The organism is Halosimplex halobium (genome assembly GCF_051414055.1).
GTDB classification, from domain to species: domain Archaea; phylum Halobacteriota; class Halobacteria; order Halobacteriales; family Haloarculaceae; genus Halosimplex; species Halosimplex halobium.
The window spans coordinates 246,955-263,813 of sequence record NZ_JBLKNX010000003.1 but is presented as its reverse complement, the minus strand read 5'-3'; the positions used below and the strand labels follow the sequence as shown (position 1 = coordinate 263,813).

Annotated in this window: 16 protein-coding genes; 6 read left to right on the top strand and 10 right to left on the bottom strand. The window is 70.5% G+C overall.

What is annotated here, in order from left to right:
• The first annotated feature begins 120 nt into the window (after positions 1-120).
• The gene (locus ACMGFG_RS04435) at positions 121-795 is read left to right on the top strand and encodes an MBL fold metallo-hydrolase (RefSeq protein ID WP_436929144.1); all 675 of its coding nucleotides are present in this window, start codon (positions 121-123) and stop codon (positions 793-795) included.
• Between the two features lie 27 nt (positions 796-822).
• On the opposite strand, the gene ACMGFG_RS04430 is transcribed toward ACMGFG_RS04435, so the two are convergent.
• The 3 genes from ACMGFG_RS04430 to ACMGFG_RS04420 form a co-directional block, all read right to left on the bottom strand.
• On the bottom strand, positions 823-1,488 hold the full coding sequence (locus ACMGFG_RS04430) for a hypothetical protein (RefSeq protein ID WP_436929143.1): 666 nt from the start codon (positions 1,486-1,488) through the stop codon (positions 823-825).
• Positions 1,489-1,566: 78 nt separating this feature from the next.
• Entirely contained in the window at positions 1,567-2,346 is a 780-nt protein-coding gene (locus tag ACMGFG_RS04425; RefSeq protein ID WP_436929142.1) for a hypothetical protein, read from the bottom strand.
• A 110-nt stretch (positions 2,347-2,456) separates the two neighbouring features.
• On the bottom strand, positions 2,457-2,795 hold the full coding sequence (locus ACMGFG_RS04420) for a DUF7126 family protein (RefSeq protein ID WP_436929141.1): 339 nt from the start codon (positions 2,793-2,795) through the stop codon (positions 2,457-2,459).
• A 120-nt stretch (positions 2,796-2,915) separates the two neighbouring features.
• On the opposite strand from ACMGFG_RS04420, the gene ACMGFG_RS04415 reads away from it, so the two are divergent.
• The gene (locus ACMGFG_RS04415) at positions 2,916-4,286 is read left to right on the top strand and encodes a PQQ-binding-like beta-propeller repeat protein (protein WP_436929140.1); all 1,371 of its coding nucleotides are present in this window, start codon (positions 2,916-2,918) and stop codon (positions 4,284-4,286) included.
• A 37-nt stretch (positions 4,287-4,323) separates the two neighbouring features.
• Here ACMGFG_RS04415 and guaA read toward each other — a convergent pair whose 3' ends face one another.
• The 4 genes from guaA to ACMGFG_RS04395 all read right to left on the bottom strand — a co-directional run bounded on the left by guaA (position 4,324) and on the right by ACMGFG_RS04395 (position 9,872).
• Entirely contained in the window at positions 4,324-5,241 is a 918-nt protein-coding gene (gene guaA, locus ACMGFG_RS04410; RefSeq protein WP_436929139.1) for a glutamine-hydrolyzing GMP synthase, read from the bottom strand.
• Entirely contained in the window at positions 5,241-6,917 is a 1,677-nt protein-coding gene (pyrG, locus tag ACMGFG_RS04405; protein ID WP_436929138.1) for a CTP synthase, read from the bottom strand. Before pyrG ends, guaA begins: the two co-directional genes overlap by 1 nt.
• 125 nt (positions 6,918-7,042) lie before the next feature.
• On the bottom strand, positions 7,043-7,696 hold the full coding sequence (locus ACMGFG_RS04400) for an alpha/beta hydrolase (RefSeq protein ID WP_436929137.1): 654 nt from the start codon (positions 7,694-7,696) through the stop codon (positions 7,043-7,045).
• Between the two features lie 67 nt (positions 7,697-7,763).
• Positions 7,764-9,872 (bottom strand): PAS domain-containing sensor histidine kinase, encoded by a 2,109-nt coding sequence (locus ACMGFG_RS04395; RefSeq protein ID WP_436929136.1) that lies wholly within the window; start codon positions 9,870-9,872, stop codon positions 7,764-7,766.
• Positions 9,873-10,099: 227 nt separating this feature from the next.
• Here ACMGFG_RS04395 and ACMGFG_RS04390 point away from each other — a divergent pair, with 227 nt between their 5' ends.
• Together ACMGFG_RS04390 and ACMGFG_RS04385 are read left to right on the top strand one after the other, a co-directional pair.
• The gene (locus tag ACMGFG_RS04390) at positions 10,100-11,029 is read left to right on the top strand and encodes a PspA/IM30 family protein (RefSeq protein WP_436929135.1); all 930 of its coding nucleotides are present in this window, start codon (positions 10,100-10,102) and stop codon (positions 11,027-11,029) included.
• A 107-nt stretch (positions 11,030-11,136) separates the two neighbouring features.
• Complete coding sequence (locus tag ACMGFG_RS04385) at positions 11,137-12,999, top strand: threonine--tRNA ligase (RefSeq protein ID WP_436929134.1); 1,863 nt, start codon at positions 11,137-11,139, stop codon at positions 12,997-12,999.
• Position 13,000: 1 nt separating this feature from the next.
• Here ACMGFG_RS04385 and ACMGFG_RS04380 read toward each other — a convergent pair whose 3' ends face one another.
• The gene (locus ACMGFG_RS04380) at positions 13,001-13,756 is read right to left on the bottom strand and encodes an HTH domain-containing protein (RefSeq protein ID WP_436929133.1); all 756 of its coding nucleotides are present in this window, start codon (positions 13,754-13,756) and stop codon (positions 13,001-13,003) included.
• 185 nt (positions 13,757-13,941) lie between these two features.
• Here ACMGFG_RS04380 and ACMGFG_RS04375 point away from each other — a divergent pair, with 185 nt between their 5' ends.
• Both ACMGFG_RS04375 and ACMGFG_RS04370 read left to right on the top strand, forming a co-directional pair.
• Positions 13,942-14,376, top strand: coding sequence for a universal stress protein (locus ACMGFG_RS04375; protein ID WP_436929132.1), 435 nt, complete (start codon positions 13,942-13,944; stop codon positions 14,374-14,376).
• Between the two features lie 4 nt (positions 14,377-14,380).
• Positions 14,381-14,815: a CBS domain-containing protein gene (locus ACMGFG_RS04370; RefSeq protein ID WP_436929131.1), complete on the top strand. Its 435-nt coding sequence runs from the start codon at positions 14,381-14,383 to the stop codon at positions 14,813-14,815.
• Between the two features lie 39 nt (positions 14,816-14,854).
• On the opposite strand, the gene ACMGFG_RS04365 is transcribed toward ACMGFG_RS04370, so the two are convergent.
• Both ACMGFG_RS04365 and aroC read right to left on the bottom strand, forming a co-directional pair.
• Positions 14,855-15,514, bottom strand: coding sequence for a uracil-DNA glycosylase (locus ACMGFG_RS04365; protein WP_436929130.1), 660 nt, complete (start codon positions 15,512-15,514; stop codon positions 14,855-14,857).
• A 31-nt stretch (positions 15,515-15,545) separates the two neighbouring features.
• The gene (gene aroC / locus ACMGFG_RS04360) at positions 15,546-16,772 is read right to left on the bottom strand and encodes a chorismate synthase (RefSeq protein ID WP_436929129.1); all 1,227 of its coding nucleotides are present in this window, start codon (positions 16,770-16,772) and stop codon (positions 15,546-15,548) included.
• Between the last annotated feature and the right edge of the window lie 87 nt (positions 16,773-16,859).

Below are 16,859 nucleotides of genomic sequence, written 5' to 3'. Positions count from 1 at the left end.
ATTTCCCGGTGGCTGTTCAGCTCCCGGCCGATCTGCCCGGCCGTCGGATCCGACCCGCTCGCCGCCGGACGCCGACCCCCTCGGCCGCCGGTTTATCCCGCCGACGGTCCTACGGGCGGTATGGTCACGCGACTCTCCGACGACGCCTGGTGGATCGACCTCGGCGGCGTCAACGCCTATCTCGTCGACGACGGCGGCGCGCTGACGCTCGTCGACGCGGGGACGCCCTGGCGCGGCGGCGACCTCGCGAACGCCGTCGTCGAGGCGGGGTACGCCCTCGGCGACCTCGACCGGGTGCTCGTCACCCACTACGACCTGGACCACGTCGGCGGCCTCCCGCGGCTCGACGGCCTCGACGTCACGGTCTACGCCGGCCGGCGCGACGCTCCGCTGGTGACTGGCCGCGAGAAGCCGCCGTTCTCCGTGCCGAAAGGGGTCTTCCAGCGGCTGGTCGGCCCGCTACTCACGCCGCCGGACAACGAAGTCGTCCCGCTGACCGGGGGCGACACCGTCGGCTCGTTCACCGTCCACGAGACGCCCGGCCACACCCCCGGCCACGTCGCCTACGTCAGCGAGGATCTGGGGTTCGCGGCGCTGGGCGACCTCGTGCGCGAGTCCGGCGGCGACCTGAAACCGACGCCGTGGGTCATCACCGACGACACCGCAGTCGCTCGCGAGAGTATCGGTCGGCTGGCCGCCGACGCGCCGGCGTTCGAAGTCGCGGCGATGGGCCACGGTGTCCCGTTCGAGCGCGGCGGGGGCGACCGACTCGCGGACCTCGCGGGACGACTCTGAGTCCGACTCACGGGACGAGTCGACGACTCACATATCGCCGGCGGACTCGCTGCCGACGTTCTTCTCCGCGCCGCCCTCGTTGGAGGCCAGACCCGGCGAGTGTCGCGATGTGCCGCCGGTGAAGTCGGTCTCCCCGCCGCCACCGCCGCCGGGGAACCGCCCGTTCTCGAAGTCGGCCGCGGTGACGCCGGACGGGCGAGCGTCCTCGGCGCGCGTGACCTCGGGGCGGTCGGGGCGGTCGGTGGCGACGTAGGCCGCTACCAGGTCGGGGTCCGTCACGACCGCCGAACGGGGGACCGGCTCGTCGTCCGGCCAGCGCCGCCAGGCGACGCGTTCCTGCTGGAGCGCCGCGCGGGTCTCCGCTTCACTACCGGCCTCGACCCGCTCGCGCGGGGTCGGTACGCGGGCGTCGAGCGCGCGTTCGACCGCGTCGGTGTCGGCGACGTGGTGGAGCCTGACCGTCGACTTCCCGGAACGGACCAGGTCGTAGCTCCCGGCGCCGAGCAGCCGGTCGAGCCGCCCGTCGCGGCGGAGGACGAGGTCGACGTCCTCCCACTGGACGGTCTCCGACCCGCGGAGGAGGTCTCCGAGCCCGCCGGGGTCGTACTCCAGGCGGTCGCGGAAGACACGCAGCTCGGACCGAACTCCGGGGACGGCCCCGGCGAACCGTTCGCTCGGGATCGGGTCGGTCATCGTGCTCTCTCGCCGGCGCTCGGGTATAAGCTTCGTGGGGAGGGCGGCCGGCAGGGCCCGCCTTCGGTGTCGCGGGTGCTACTCGGCAACTCCGTCGCCCCCGGTTCCCCCGGTGAACTCCTCGGCTTCGCTACCGTTCCCGTTGCGGGTTATCCCGTCGAGCGTGGCCGGCCGGTCCGGCCCGGGCGAGGAGCGACGCGGTCGCTCGTCGTCCCCGCGGCCGGGGGTCACGTTCCCCTCCCCGTCGAGTTTCTCGACGAGCACGTCGTCGGTCACGACCGCCGAGCGGGGGAGCGGCTCGTCGGTCGGCCAGTCCTGCCAGAGGACGCGGCTCCGCTGGAGCGCCTCGCGGACCGTCGCCTCGTCGACGGCCTCGACCCGCTCGCGCGGGGTCGGCACGCGGGCGTCGAGCGCGCGCTCGAACCCCTCGGGGTCGCGCAGGTGGCCGAAGAAGCGGTTCGACCCGCCCGAGCGGACCAGTTCGTAGCTCGCCGTCCCCAGTCGCCGGTCGACCCCGGTGTCACGGCGGATCGCCAGGTCGATGTCGTCGTAGGCGACGGTCGTCGCGCCTGGCGAGAGCCCGCCCTCGACGGTGAGGGCGTCGCGGCCGAACCGGACGCTCCGGCGAGCCGTGCCGGCCGCGACGACGCCGAGGACGCAGACGAGCGCGGCGGCCGCCCCGCCGCCGACGAGCGCGGCCGTCGACGGGCCTGCGACGCCGTTGATCGCCAGCAGCGACCGGACGAGGGCCCCGAGGAGCGCGCCGCCGGCCAGCGCGCCGACGCCCTCGCGCCAGGCGGAGAGCACCGCCGCCGACGCCGACGCGCCCGCCGCGGGACCGGTCGACACTTCGGTCATACTGCGAGAGTTTCTCCCGCAGTAACAATAATGTTGCCCCGGAAGCAACGCGGTCGGGGCGGCCGTAGCGGTCCGGACGCCCGCGGCGGTCGGGGCGGTCAGATCCGGGGTCAGTCGTCGGCGTCGGCGGCGTCGGTCAGTTCCTCGGCGACGGTGTCGGCGTCGAACAGCGCGGGGTCCATCCCGAGGACCTGCTGGCCGCTGACGAACTCCGGCAGCGAGTCGGCGGTGTAGGCGACGACCCGGATGTCGGGGTTGAGGTCCCTCGCGACGACGATGGAGGTCGCCTGCCCCGCGTCGGTCAGGACGAACACGTCGGCGTCGTGGACGCCGGCCTCTTCGAGCGCCGGGCGGTTGGCGATCCCGTCGACGACCGACACGGTCGCGCCCCGCTCGCGCAACTCGTCGGCCAGTCCCTCGGTGTCGGTCCCCGCGAAAACTGCGTTCATACCCACTGATCGGGGCCGGGGGGTTTGTGCTTCACGTTTCGCGCGGCCCCGCGAAGCGTGCCCCGGGAACGGTCACGCGTTCAGGAAAAAGCACTTACCAGTCCGTTCGAAACGCCCGACATGGACACGTCCCTCCGACGGCGGTCCCTGCTCCGAGCGGTCGCCGGAACGGGGGCCGCGGCCCTCGCCGGCTGTCCCGCGGGCATCGGCCAGTCGACAGGGTTCGAACCCGGCGAGCGCGACTGGCCGAGCTACCGATTCGGACCACGAAACACCGCGGTCCACCCCTCCGCACCCGGCCCGGGCGGCGACCTCACGGTCGCGTGGACGGGCAGCTACACCGACAGCTCGGACGGGCCGGCCGGGGTGAGCGTCCTCTCCGCCCCCGTCGTCCTCTCCGCCCCCGTCGTCCTCGACGGGACCGTCGTCCTCGACGGGACCGTCTTCGCTGCGGCGGACATCAACGACGACTCGGGCTGGCGGACGGTCGTCTCGGCGTTCGACCTCGCGACCGGCGAGCGGCAGTGGGAGCGGTCGTTCCCCATTGCCGAGATGTACGGCGAGGGGAACACCTCGCCGGCGCGGACGCTCGGATCGGACGGCGAGCGCCTCGTCGTCGGGACCGTCTCGGATGGCCCGGGTCTCGCCGCGCTCTCGCCGGACGACGGCGAAACCGAGTGGGAACAGGCCCTCGACACGCCGTACGAGTCGCCGGTGACCGCCGAGGGAGGGTCGCTGTTCGTCGGCGACCGGCTCTACGCCGCCTTCGACGCTGGCGACGGGAGCCGCGAGTCGCACTACGCGCCGGGCGAGGACCCCCTGTGGCGCAACCGGTTCCCGCCGACGGTGACCGAGGACACGATATTCGCGACTGATCACGACGAGATCCACGCCGTCGACCGCGAGAGCGGCGAGCGCCGCTGGACGGCGAGCAACGACTTCTACACGATCCTCTACCAGCAGGAGGGCGCCCCGTTCAACTCCCCGGTCGTCGTCGACGGCGTCGCCTACGCGGTCTGCGGCCGAATCACCAACCGGGACACGGGCGGGATGGTCGCGATCGACATCGAAGACGGGTCGGAGCTGTGGACGGCGATACCGGAGGGCGACGATCCCCAGACCTACGAGGGAGACCCCGCCGAGGCCGAGCAGGCCGCCTTCTACGGGATGCCGCTCGTCCTCGACGACACCGTCTACGTCCAGGGCATGGAGCGCGGCGAGTGGGGCTTCTTCGCCGTCGACGCGGCGGACGGGTCGGTCGAGCGGATGGACACCGACGGCGGGCTCGTCGCGGCCGACGACCGTTTGTACGGCGTCACCACCGAGGACGGGCGGCTGACCGCAAGCGCGGTCGACCCGTCGGCTGACGAGCGGATCGGCTCGGCGACAGTAGCACAGTGGGACGAGCCCAGGGTCGGCCCGCAGGCCGTCGCCGGCGAGTACTACGTCGCCACGACGGATCAGGGCGTCGTGGCGTTCGGACCGAACTGACTGAAGAAATCCGTGTCTGTGGAGCGGCAGACTGTCGCTACTCGTACTCGATGGTCGCCGGCGGCTTGTGGGTCACGTCGTACAGCACGCGCGAGACGTTGTCGAGTTCGCCGGTGATGCGGCTCTGGATGCGCTGGAGCGTCTCCCAGTCGATCTCCTGGGCGCGGGCGGTCATCCCGTCCCGGCTCTCGACGGAGCGGACGGCGACGACCCACCCGTGGACGCGGTTGTCGCCCTTGACGCCGGTGGCCTTGCCGAGCACCGCGGCGAGGGCCTGCCAGGGCTCGTACTCCTCCAGTTCCTCCTCGACGACGTGGTTGGCCTCGCGGGCGACTTCCAGTTTCTCCTCGGTGACCTCGCCGATGATCCGCACCGCGAGGCCGGGACCGGGGAACGGCATCCGCTCGGAGATGATCTCCTCCAGGTCGAGTTCGCGGGCCACCTCGCGGACCTCGTCCTTGTAGAGGTCGCGCATCGGCTCGACGATGCCGTCGAAGTCGATGCGTTCGGGCAGGCCGCCGACGTTGTGGTGGGACTTGATGGTCCCCTCGCTCTCGATGCGGTCGGGGTAGATGGTCCCCTGGACGAGGTAGTCGGCGTCGACCTCGCGGGCGACCTCCTCGAACTCGCGGATGAACTGCTCGCCGATGATGTGGCGTTTCTCCTCGGGGTCGGTGACGCCTTCGAGGGCGTCGACGAACCGGTCCTGGGACTCGATGACCCGCAGCGAGTCCATGTAGTCGAAGGTCTCGCGGATCTGGTCGGTCTCGCCCTTGCGCATCAGACCGGTGTCGACGTAGACGGCGGTGAGCTGGTCGCCGATGGCCTCGTAGGCCAGCGCGGCGGCCGTCGAGGAGTCGACGCCGCCCGAGAGGCCGATGACGGCGTTGGCGTCGCCGACCTCGTCGGCTATCTCGTCGATCTTCTCGTCGATGAAGGAGTCGACGTCGACCATCAGACCTCCACCTCCCCGGTGTCGCGGTCGTCCGCACGGTCCGTCTCGTCCTCGTTCGCCTGCAGGTCCAGCGCGGTGTCGAGCAGGCCGACAAAGGGCGGGCTGGCGCGGCCGGGCCGCGAGCGGAACTCGGGGTGGAACTGCGTCCCGAGGAAGTACGGGTGGTCGGGCAGTTCGAGGATCTCCATCCGGCGACCGGACTTGCCGGAGAAGCGCAGCCCTGCCGCCTCCAGGTCGTCGATGTACTCGGGGTTGACCTCGTAGCGGTGGCGGTGCCGTTCCGTGCAGGAGTCGTCCTCGTAGATCTCTTCGGCCAGGGTCCCCTCCTCGATTTCGGTGACGTGGGCGCCCAGCCGCATCGTTCCGCCCATGTCGTCGACGCCCTCCTGCTCGGGCAGGATGTCGATGACGGGGTGGGGCGTCTCCTCGTCGAGTTCGGCGGAGTGGGCGCCCTCCAGGCCGAGGACGTTGCGGGCGTACTCGACGACCGCGAGCTGGAAGCCCAGACAGAGGCCGAGGTAGGGGACGCCGTTCTCGCGGGCGTAGCGGATGGCCTCCATCTTGCCCTCGGTGCCCCGCGAGCCGAAGCCGCCGGGGACGACGACGGCGTCCATGCCGTCGAGTTCGCCGCCGTGGCCGTCCGCCAGTTCCTCGGCGTGGATCCACTCGGTGTCGACGTTGACGTTGTGGGCGAGGCCGGCGTGTTTCAGCGACTCGTAGATGGAGAGGTAGGCGTCCTCGAGACCGTACTTGCCGACCAGCGCCACGTCGACGGAGCCGGTCTGCTCCTGGGTGACGAGTTCGCGCCACTCGTTGTGTCGCTCGTTCTCGGGCAGGGCGTCGTCGGCCAGGTCCAGTCGCTCCATGACGTACTCGTCGAGGCCCTCGTCCTCGACCATCAGCGGCACCTGGTAGATGTCCGGCACGTCCGGGTTCGAGAAGACGGCGTCCGTGGGAACGTCACAGAACAGCGCGATCTTCTCCTTGGTCTGTCGCTCCAGCGGGTCGTCGCAGCGGCCGACGAGCACGTCCGGCTGGAGGCCGATCGAGCGCAGTTCCTTGACGCTGTGCTGGGTCGGTTTGGTCTTCTGCTCGCCGTTCTTCGAGTAGGGGACCAGCGTGACATGGACGAACAGGATGTCCTCCTCGTCCTCCTCGTGGGCGAACTGCCGCAGGGCCTCGAGGTAGGGCATCCCCTCGATGTCGCCGACGGTGCCGCCGACCTCGATGATGCAGACGTCGTTGCCCTCGGCGACCTCGCGGATGCGCCGCTTGATGTCGTTGGTAATGTGGGGGATCACCTGGACGGTCTTGCCCAGGTAGTCGCCGGCCCGCTCCTTCTCGATGACCGAGCGGTAGACCTTGCCCGTCGTCACGTTGTGCTTCGAGGTCATGTCGATGTCGAGGAACCGCTCGTAGTTCCCCAGGTCCAGATCGACCTCGCCGCCGTCCTTGAGGACGTAGACTTCCCCGTGCTGGAAGGGGTTCATCGTGCCCGCGTCGACGTTGAGGTAGGGGTCGACCTTCACCGCGGTCACGTCGAACCCGGCGTTCGAGAGCAGTCTGCCGGTGCTGGCGGCCGTGATACCCTTGCCCAGCCCGGACATGACGCCCCCGGTGACGAAAACGAACTTGTTCCCCAGAGTTTCGTCGTACTCTGTCTCCGGTTCCGGCATACCGACCGTGCGCGGTGTGACCTGAAAACCGTTTCGGGAGCCGCCGGGGATCTCCGCGTTTGTCAACGTGTGACGGCCGCGGGCCGCCGATCCCGTCGGTTCGCGAACCGGTCGCGAGGGGCGGGTCAGACGCGCGGTTCGAGAAAGTCCGCGACGGCGTCGGCGACCGCGTCCGTCTGGCCGACGAAGTGGTGGTCGGCGGCCAGTTCCGTCACCGCGAACCCCCGCTCGCGCGCCCGCTCGACGAGCGTCGCGGTGTCGACCGTGTCGTCGCGGCTCCCGTAGACGACCTGGCCGGGACAGTCGACCCGCTCGACGGCCGCGACCGCGTCGATCGCCTCCGGGCCGTCGCCCACGCGCGGCGCGGGCGCGAGCGCCGAGACGGCCGCGAGCGCCGGCTCCGTCGGTTCAGTGTCCGTCGGTTCAGTGTCCGTCGGTTCGAACCGCCCGGCCGCCGCGACGAGGGCGAGGCAGCCGCCGAAGCTGTAGCCGAACAGCCCGACGCTGTCGTAGCGCTCGGCGGCCCAGTCGAGCGCCGCGACCGTGTCGCGAAGCTCCCCGGGCCCCTCGTCCCACTCGCCGTAGTCGAACCGCAGGCAGGCGATCCCCCGGGTGGTCAGCGCGTCGGCGACGGCGGTCAGTCGGCGGTTCGACCGGGTCCCGCCCATCTCCGGGTGGGGCGGACAGGCGACCACGCACCCCGATGGATCCGCGCCGTCCGGTTCGTCCAGCGACCCGCGCACGTCGCGGGACCCCGGGACGATAACTGGTTCGCTCACGGGTCGAGTGTGGTCGGGCAGCACCTCGAACCTGTCGGCGGGCGGTCGCGGTGGGGGCCGACCGACATCACTCGGTCTGTTCGGCGGTCGCTGACTCGGCCGGCTCGATGCCGGTGACTTCGAAGCGCGCGCCGCCGTCCTCGCTCTCGGTCGCGACGACCTCCCAGTCGTGGGCCTCGGCGATCCGGTCGACGATGGCCAGGCCGAACCCGGTGTTGTCTGACCGAGTCGAGAACCCCGAGTCGAACACGTCGTCGCGCACGTCCGCCGGGATCCCCCGGCCGTCGTCGGCGACGTAGAACCCGCCGTCGAGGTCGCCGACGCGGACGGCGAGTCCGTCTTCGGCGTCGTCGCTCGCCTCGTCCGCGGCGCCGTGGTCGGCGGCGTCGTCGGCCGCCGGCCGACTGCTCGTGGAACCGTGTTCCACGGCGTCCTGCTGAGTCTGCGAAGCAGGGACCGTCGAGCCGTGCTCGACAGCGTCCTCAGGAGCTTGCGACTGAGGGCTCGTGGAACCGTGTTCCACGGCGTTCCGGAACAGGTTCTCCAGCAGTTGCGCGAGCCGGTCGGGGTCGGCGCGGATCGTCCGGTCGGTCTCGACGGCGAGGCGTTCGCTGTCGGTCTCGACGGCCCCCCACGCCCGGACGGCCGCCTCGGCGAGGTCGACCGATTCCGGCTCGGAGATCGCTTCGCCCTGCCGGGACAGGGTGAGCAGGTTCTCGATCATCGCGTCCATCCGGTCGACGGCGTCCCGACAGCGGTCGAAGTGTTCGGGGTCGCCGGTTTCCTCGGCGGCCTCGACCGCGCCGTTCAGCACCGTCAGCGGGTTCCGGAGGTCGTGGCTGACGACGCTCGTGAACTCCTCCAGTCGCTCGTTCTTCCGTTCGACCTCGTCGCGCTGGCTGCGCAGTTCCGTCCGGCGCTCGGTGCGGTCGAGGGCGGCCTCGAGCGTCGTCGCCAGGATCTCGACGAGCACCTCGTCGGTCCCCGAGAAGGCGTGGGTCCGCTCGGCGGAGACGACGAACACGCCGTGGTCGCCCATCGGGTGGAGGATCACGCTCCGCGAGGGGGTCGACTCGTCGACCCGGTCGTCGGCGGGGACGTCGTCGACCCGGACCGGCTCGCCCGCCTCGAAGGCGTCCCAGACCAGCGCGGCCCGCGACCCCTCGGGCGCGTCCCGCGGGTAGAGGGGGACCTCGTCGAACGCCTCCCGGACGGCGTCGACGACGGCGGTCGGTTCGAGGTACTCGCCCGGGCCGTCGAGCAGGAACACGCCGCTCAGCCGGGCTTCGAGGACGGCGTCGGCGGCCTCGGTCGCCACCCGGGCAGTCTCCTCGGCCGTCTCCGTGTGCATCAGCGCCCGCGTCCGGTGTTGCAGCCGTTCGAGCTTCCGCTCGCGCTCCGCCCGCTCGGTCACGTCGCGCGTCACGCCCAGCACCGCGCGGTCGCCGTTCTCGCCGATGTCGTACGGGAATATCTGCGGCTCGAAGACGTGGGTGTGCCCCTCGGCGTCGACCACCTCGACCCCCGAGAGGTGTTTCGGTTCGCCGGTCTCGATGACCGACCGGAAGTCCTGCAGGAACTTCGCCGCCGCGCGGTCGCTCAGCACGTCGTCGACGGTCGAGCCCTCGATCGCCTCGACGGTCGTCCCGTGGAACTCCGCCAGCGCCTCGTTGACCAGCCGGTAGGTCCCGGCCTCGTCGACCACGTACACCAGGTGGGGCAGCGAGTCGACGATCTTCCGGAGGCGGCGCTCGCTGCGTTCGACCCGCCGCTGGGACCGGGCGTGCTCGACGGCGTTCGCGACCCGGTTGGCCAGCACCGTGTACTGGTCGGTCCCGGTCTCCTTCTGGAGGTAATCGGTCACGCCCGCGGAGATGGCCTCGCTCGCCACCGCCTCCGACCCCTTCCCGGTGAAGAGGATGAAGGGGAGCTCCGGGCAGGACTCCCTGACCCGCTCCAGGAACTCGATCCCGTCGAGCCCCGGCATCTCGTAGTCCGAGACGACGCAGTCGAACGCGCAGCCCTCGAGCCGGTCCAGCCCCTCGGCCGCGTCGGCGGCCGTCTCGACGGTGAACCGCTCGTCGGCCCGTTCGAGGAACGTGGCCGTCAGCTCGGACACGTCCCGGTCGTCGTCCACGTGAAGCACCCGGATCCCCTCCCTCGATACCCCGCTCATGGTCCCTGTCAACTGGTAGCGGGCAATAACTGTTGTGACCGAGTATCGCGTCTGAGAGCGCTCGTCCCGGTCAGAACTGAATGTCACGCTCGCTGATAGCCGGCCCAGCGGGGACCGGCCCGGCGATCCGGCGGGGGAGACCCCGGCCCGCGATCCGGTCGTCGAACCCGGGAACGGGCCGGAATGTGGCTGAAAAACAATTAAAGGCTCGGGCACAAAGCGGGTGTATGGGAATCATCTCGCGCGCCTCGTACGTCGTCCGGTCGAAGATCAACGCGGTGCTCAACCGGGCGGAGGACCCCTCCGAGACGCTCGACTACTCCTACGAGCAGCTGCGCGACCAGCTCCAGGACGTGAAACAGGGGATCGCGGACCTGACCACCCAGAAGAAGCGACTGGAGATCCAGAAGCGCCGGCTGGAGGAGAACGTCGAGAAGCACAACGAGCAGGCCCGCGAGGCCGTCCGGCAGGACCGCGACGACCTGGCCCGAAAGGCCCTGGAGAAGAAGAAACAGAAGATGAACCAGATCGAGGACCTGGAGGGCCAGATCGCCCAGCTCCAGGACCAGCAGGACAAGCTGGTCGAGCAGAAGAACAAGCTCCAGAGCCGCATCGAGGAGTTCCGCACGAAGAAGGAGACGATGAAGGCCCGCTACGAGGCGGCCGAGGCCAGCGCGAAGGTGTCGGAGGCGATGACCGGCGCCGGCGACGAGTTCGAGGACGTGGGCCGGGCCATCGAGCGCGCCGAGGAGCGCACCGAGGACATGGAGGCCCGCTCGCAGGCGATGGACGAGCTCCAGGAGACCGGCGCGTTCGACGACGTGCTCTCCGACAAGGACGACATCGACCGCGAGCTCGAACAGCTCAGCACCGACAGCTCCGTCGACGCCGAGCTGAACACGCTCAAGGGTGAGATGGGCAAGGGGTCGACCGAGAGCGAATCCGAGTCCGAGAGCGCGAGCGCGAGCGGGAACGGGTCCGGCAGTGGGTCCGGTGGGTCCGGCAGTAAGTCCACCGACACCGAGGACGCGGACGTGGACATGGACGTCGACACCGACGTGGACGCGGCAGACGTGGAGACCGAGGCCGAGGACGTGTCCGTCGACGACTCGGCGGTCGAGGCGGAGCTGGAAGAGCTCAAGGAAGACGAGAAGTAGGGAGTCGGACGGCGAACCGTCCGTTCGGGAGCGGCTCCGAACCGACAGTGCTCGCCCGGACCTGACCCCGCCAGCACACTTTTTGCGCCGCCGCGCGACCGTTCGGTATGCGACTCCTGTTCGTCCACTCGGACCACCTGGAGTTCGAGGCCCGCGAGGAGGCCGGACCCGACGACCTCGCGGAGACGGAGGGCGTCCCGATGGAGGGGCGCATGGAGGAGTGCGTGACCGCCTTCATTAGCGTCGAGTCCGGCGACGAGGCCGACCTCGACGGGGTCGTCGCGAACGCGACCGACGAACTCAGGGACGTGACAGGGCAACTCAACACGAACCGGGTGGTGCTGTACCCCTACGCCCACCTCAGCGACGACCTGGCCAGTCCCGACGCCGCCAAGTCGGTCATGCGGGACCTGGAGTCCGAACTCGAGGGGGAGGGCTACGAGGTGCTGCGGGCCCCGTTCGGCTGGTACAAGGCCTTCGAGGTCGCCTGCAAGGGCCACCCGCTCTCGGAACTCTCCCGGCACGTCTCCGCCCACCGCGACGAGGCGGGGGGCGGACCCGGGGAGGGCGAGAGGGAACCCGACCGGGAGCCGAGCGAGTGGCGGATTATGTGGCCCGACGGCTCGACCGAGGACGCGGTCGAAGCCAAACCCGAGGTGAGCGAGGACATGCGGGCGTTCGTCGAGGACGAGGTCGAGGACGTGACCGCCTCGCCCGGCGAGGAGCCGCCCCACGTCGAACTCATGCGGGAGAAGTCGCTGGCGGGCTACGACGAGCTGTCGGACGCGGGCAACCTGCGGTGGTACCCCCGCGGGAAGCTGGTCCGGGACTCGCTGATGGAGTACGTCAACGACCTCGTGGTCGACTACGGCGGGATGCCCGTCGAGACGCCGGTCATGTACGATTTGGGCGCCCGCCCCATCGACGAGCACGCCGGCAAGTTCGGGGAGCGCCAGTACCGCTTCGAGTCGGGCGACCGCCGGATGATGCTCCGGTTCGCCGCCTGCTTCGGGCAGTTCTCGATCATGCGGGACATGCACATCGCCGCGAGCGACCTGCCCCTGCGGATCTACGAGATGTCGACCTACTCCTTCCGCCGCGAGCAGAAGGGCGAGGTGACGGGGCTCAAACGGCTGCGCTCGTTCACGATGCCGGATATGCACACCGCGACGGCCGACATGGCGGGCGCCCGCGAGGAGCTACTGCGGCAAGCGAAGCTCTCGCTGCGGACGGGCGACGACCTCGGGCTGGAGTACCAGCCCGCGCTGCGGGTGACCCGGGAGTTCTACGAGGCCAACGAGGTGTGGGTCGCGGAGGTGGTCGCCGAACTCGGCAAGCCCGCTCTCCTGGAGATCATCCCCGAGCGCCACCACTACTGGTCGGCGAAGATCGACTTCGCGGCCATCGACGGGCTCGGCCGACCCATCGAGAACCCGACGGTCCAGATCGACGTCGAGAGCGCCGAGCGGTTCGACATCACCTACACCGACGCCGGGGGGAGCCACCACCCGCCGATCCTCCACTACTCGCCGTCGGGCGGGATCGAGCGGGTCGTCGCCGCGCTGCTGGAGGAGACGGCGACGATGGACACGCCGCGGCTGCCGACGTGGCTCTCGCCGACGCAGGTGCGGTTCGTCCCGGTCGGCGAGGAACACGTCGAGTACTGCGACGAACTGGTCGAGGAGCTGGCGGCGGCCGGGATCCGGGCGGACGTGGACGACCGCTCGGAGTCGGTGGGCAAGCGCATCGCCCGCGCGGAGACCGACTGGGTGCCATACTACGCCGTCGTCGGCGACCGCGAGGTCGACAGCGGCCGCCTCGACGTGAACGTCCGCGCCGACGACACCGAGGTCGAGCTAACCCCCCGGGAGCTGCGCGAGCGGGTCCGCAACGAGACCGCGGGCCTGCCCCGAAAGAAGCGCTACTTGCCCGAGCACGTCAGCGACCACCCGAATTTCACCGGGCGGTGACTCAGTACGGCGGGTACGGCGTCCGCGGCGGGTCGCCGCGGTCGTCCCCGCCCTCGACACTCCCGGGGTCCGCGCCCGCCTCGTCGTCCGGTTCCTCGACGGGCTCGGTCGGTCGCTCGGCCGGACTGGCCGACTCCCCGGCCGGCTCGGTCGGTCCTCCCTGCCGTTGCACACGCGTCAGGTCCGCTGAACTCGCTTCGCCGCGCTCCCCGGGCGCGACTCGTTCGCGCCTGTCCCCCCGGGCGGGATCGGTGTCGTCCGCCACGCCGCCGAGCGGGCGCAGTTCGACGGCCGTCGACCCCGGGAGCGCTCCGTCTTCGAGTCGGTCGAGGAACCCGTCGACGGACCGGTGCTCGCCGTCGACCGTCGCGGGGGCGACGACCAGCAACCGGTCCTCCCGGACCGCGGCCACCGCGAGCCGCGGGAGCACGAGCTCCTCGTGGCGCTCCCCGGTGATCGACGAATCCACGGTCCGCACGCCGAACGCGTCCTCGATGGACGCGTCGTTGCGCTGGGCCCAGCGCTGGAAGACCGTCACGCGGTCGAGGACGAACCGGCCCGCCCGCGTCCGGACCGCGGCCCGCGAGGGCGGCGCGCGGTCCCCCCAGACCACCACCTCGTAGCCCTCGATGTCGCCGGCCGCCGCCAGCGCGTCCAGTCGGTCGAGCGCGCGCCGCTGGGGCCGGTCCTCGCCGGGCTCCAGCGACCGCACGTACACCTCGATCCGTGTGTCGCTCGCGTCTCGTCCCCCCTGCATAGCGGTCGTGTTGTTTGGTACCAATGAACATAACACTGTCGCAACCGTCCGGGGGACCGGTGAGCGGCAGTGGGACGGGCGGGGTACGGTGGGACGTTCGGCGGTGGGGGGACAGCCGGGGTGGCGCCACCGGACGGCAGGAACGGCCACCCACCACTATACGGCCCGGTGACGAACCCCCGGGCATGTACGACGACATCCTGTTGCCGACGGACGGGAGCAAGGGGACGACCGAGACGGTAGAGCACGCCATCGCCATCGCGCGGGACAACGACGCGACGGTCCACGCGCTGTACGTCGTCGACAGCCGCCGCTACCGCGCGGCCGACGCGGACACGAAAGACGAGATCGTCCGCTCGCTGGAGGTCGAGGGCGAGCGCGCCGTCGAGGACCTGGAGGTCGCCCTCGGAGACGAGGGGCTCGCCGTCGAGACGCGGCTGCGCGACGGCATCCCCCACCGCGAGATCGTCGACTACGTCGAGGAGGCGGGTATCGACCTGGTGGTGATGGGCACCCACGGCCGCACCGGCCGCGACCGCGTTCAGAATCTCGGCAGCGTCACCGACCGCGTCGTCGAGGACGTGGGGACGCCGGTCCTCGTCGTCGACATCGGCGACTGAACCCGTGCTCGTCCGCGAACTGATGACGACAGAGGTGGTGACGGTCGGCGTCGACGCGACGCTCGACGACGCCGTCGGGAAGCTCCTCGCCGAGGGCGTCGGCAGCGTCGTGGTTGTCGACGGCGAGACGCCCACCGGGATCGTCACCGAGAGCGACGCGCTCGAAGCGGCCCACGAGCGCGGGCAGCCGCTCGGCGAGATCCCCGTCCGGGACCTGGCCCACCCGCCGCTCGTGACGACCGACCCCGACCGGACCGTCCAGGGCGTCGCCCGGACGATGGCCGAGGAGGGCGTCAAGAAAGTGGTCGTCACGGAGGGGCTATCGGTGGTCGGTATCGTCACGCTGACCGACGTGGTGTATCACGTGGCCGACCTCCGGAAGGAAGCCGCCGCGGCCGCCGAGGACCTGGCCGACCGCGACTGGCGACGCGGCGGCTGACGCCGATTCGGCTGACAGAACAGCGAGGCGTGGTGGTGCCTACTCGCCGTCGTCGGGACCGCGACCGGTCTGGAGCTCGCCCTGGCGCCCCTTCGTCTGGCGGTAGTCCGTCCCGAGCAGGTCGGCGAAGTGCGCGACGAACGCCTCGGTCGCCTCGGGGGTCTGATCGGCCGGGTCGAGCATGGGAACGAGCTCGAACCCGCGGCCGCGCATCGTCGTCGCGTGCAGTTCCGCCACGTCGAGTTCGTCCTCGCTTTTGGTCGTGTACTGGAATGCCAGCGCCTCGATCGCGCGCTGGCCGACGGGGACGATGATCTCCGGGTTTATCATCCGGAGTTCGCTGGAGCGGTACCCCTCGCAGGCCCGGACCTCCTCGTCGGTCGCCCCGCGGTCGGGGTGGCGACAGCGGGTGACGTAGGTCAGGTACACCTCGTCGGGGACTGGCTTCTCCGCGCCCGGGTCGCCCTCGACGAGACCGAGGCGGTCGAGGATCTCCCAGACGAGCGACTGGTCGCCGGCGAAGGGGACGCCCGTCTCGTCGGCCGCCTCGCTGGGCTGGTCGCCGATGACGACGAAGTCCGCGCCCACGTCGCCGTAGCCGTGGACGACCCGCTCGCGCGTCTCGACCAGCTCCGGGCAGTTCGTGCACTCGCTGTCCATCCCGAACGGGTTGGCGATCTCGTCCTGGCGTGCGTCCATCAGTCTGTCCCCAGTTGGCGCTCCACGCCCATCAGTCCTCGTCGACCGTCTCGGTCATCGTGTCGGCGTCGTCGGGGTCCTTTTGCGGACTCTCGGGGTGGTACGCGGTGTCGTACTCGCCCGGCCGGTCGTCGATGCGGTCGGGGTTGATCCGCCCGCCGAGCAGCATGAAGTCGAGGATGGTCACGCGCAGCATCGCCTCGACCACGGGGACGGCACGGGGCGGCAGGCTCGGGTCGTGACGGCCGACGACTTTCGCCTCTTTCTTTTCGCCGGTCTCCCAGTCGACGGTCTGCTGTGTCTTCGGGATGGAGACGGGCGCGTGCCAGGTCACCTCGCCGTAGATGGGTTCGCCGGTGGTGATCCCGCCCTGGAGGCCGCCGTGGTCGTTGCCGACGGGGACGGGGTCGCCCTCTTCGCTGACCGCGTCGTCGCGCGTGCCGTCGTCGAACTCCCAGTCCTCGTTGCGCTCGATGCCGCGCATGTCGCGGGCCTCGCGGCCCTGCCCGTACTCGACTGCGGTCGTCGCCGGGATGGAGAACATGGCCTGGCCGAGCCGGGCGGGGAACGAGTCGAAGCGGGGCGCGCCCAGGCCGCGGGGGACGCCGCGACACTCGAAGTAGACCGACCCGCCGATGGAGTCGCCCTCCTGCTGGTAGCGGTCGATGGCGTCGCGCATCTCCTCGGCCACGTCGGGGTCGGCACACCGTACCTCGTTGTCCTCGGTGTGTTCGAGCATGTCCTCCCAGGTCACGTCCTCAGCGGTGATGTCGCCGATCTGGTTGACGTGGGCCTTGACCTGTACGTCGTGGTCGGACTGCTCCAGGACCTGCTTCGCGACGGCGCCGGCGGCGACCCAGTTGACCGTCTCCCGGGCCGACGAGCGGCCGCCGCCGCCCCAGTTGCGCGTGCCGAACTTCGCGGAGTAGGTGTAGTCGCCGTGTGAGGGTCGCGGCGCCGTGATGAATGGTTCGTACTTCCCCGAGCGGGCGTCCTTGTTCTGGATGACCATGCCGATCGGCGTCCCCGTCGTGTAGCCGTCTTGGGTGCCCGACTTGATAGAGACCTCGTCGGGTTCCCCCCGGGAGGTCGTGATCATCGACTGACCGGGTTTGCGCCGGTCGAGTTCCTCCTGGACGACCTCCTCGGAGATCTCGACTCCCGCCGGACAGCCCGACACCGTACAGCCCATCGCCTCCCCGTGGCTCTCACCGAACGTCGTGAACCGGAAGAGCCGGCCGAACTCGTTGCCATTCATTACATTGGGGTGAGTGACCCTGGCATATAGTTCTGAAGATGTAGGCGGGCGCAGTTGCCGTCTGGCCGACGGGTGTTCGTCCGTCGC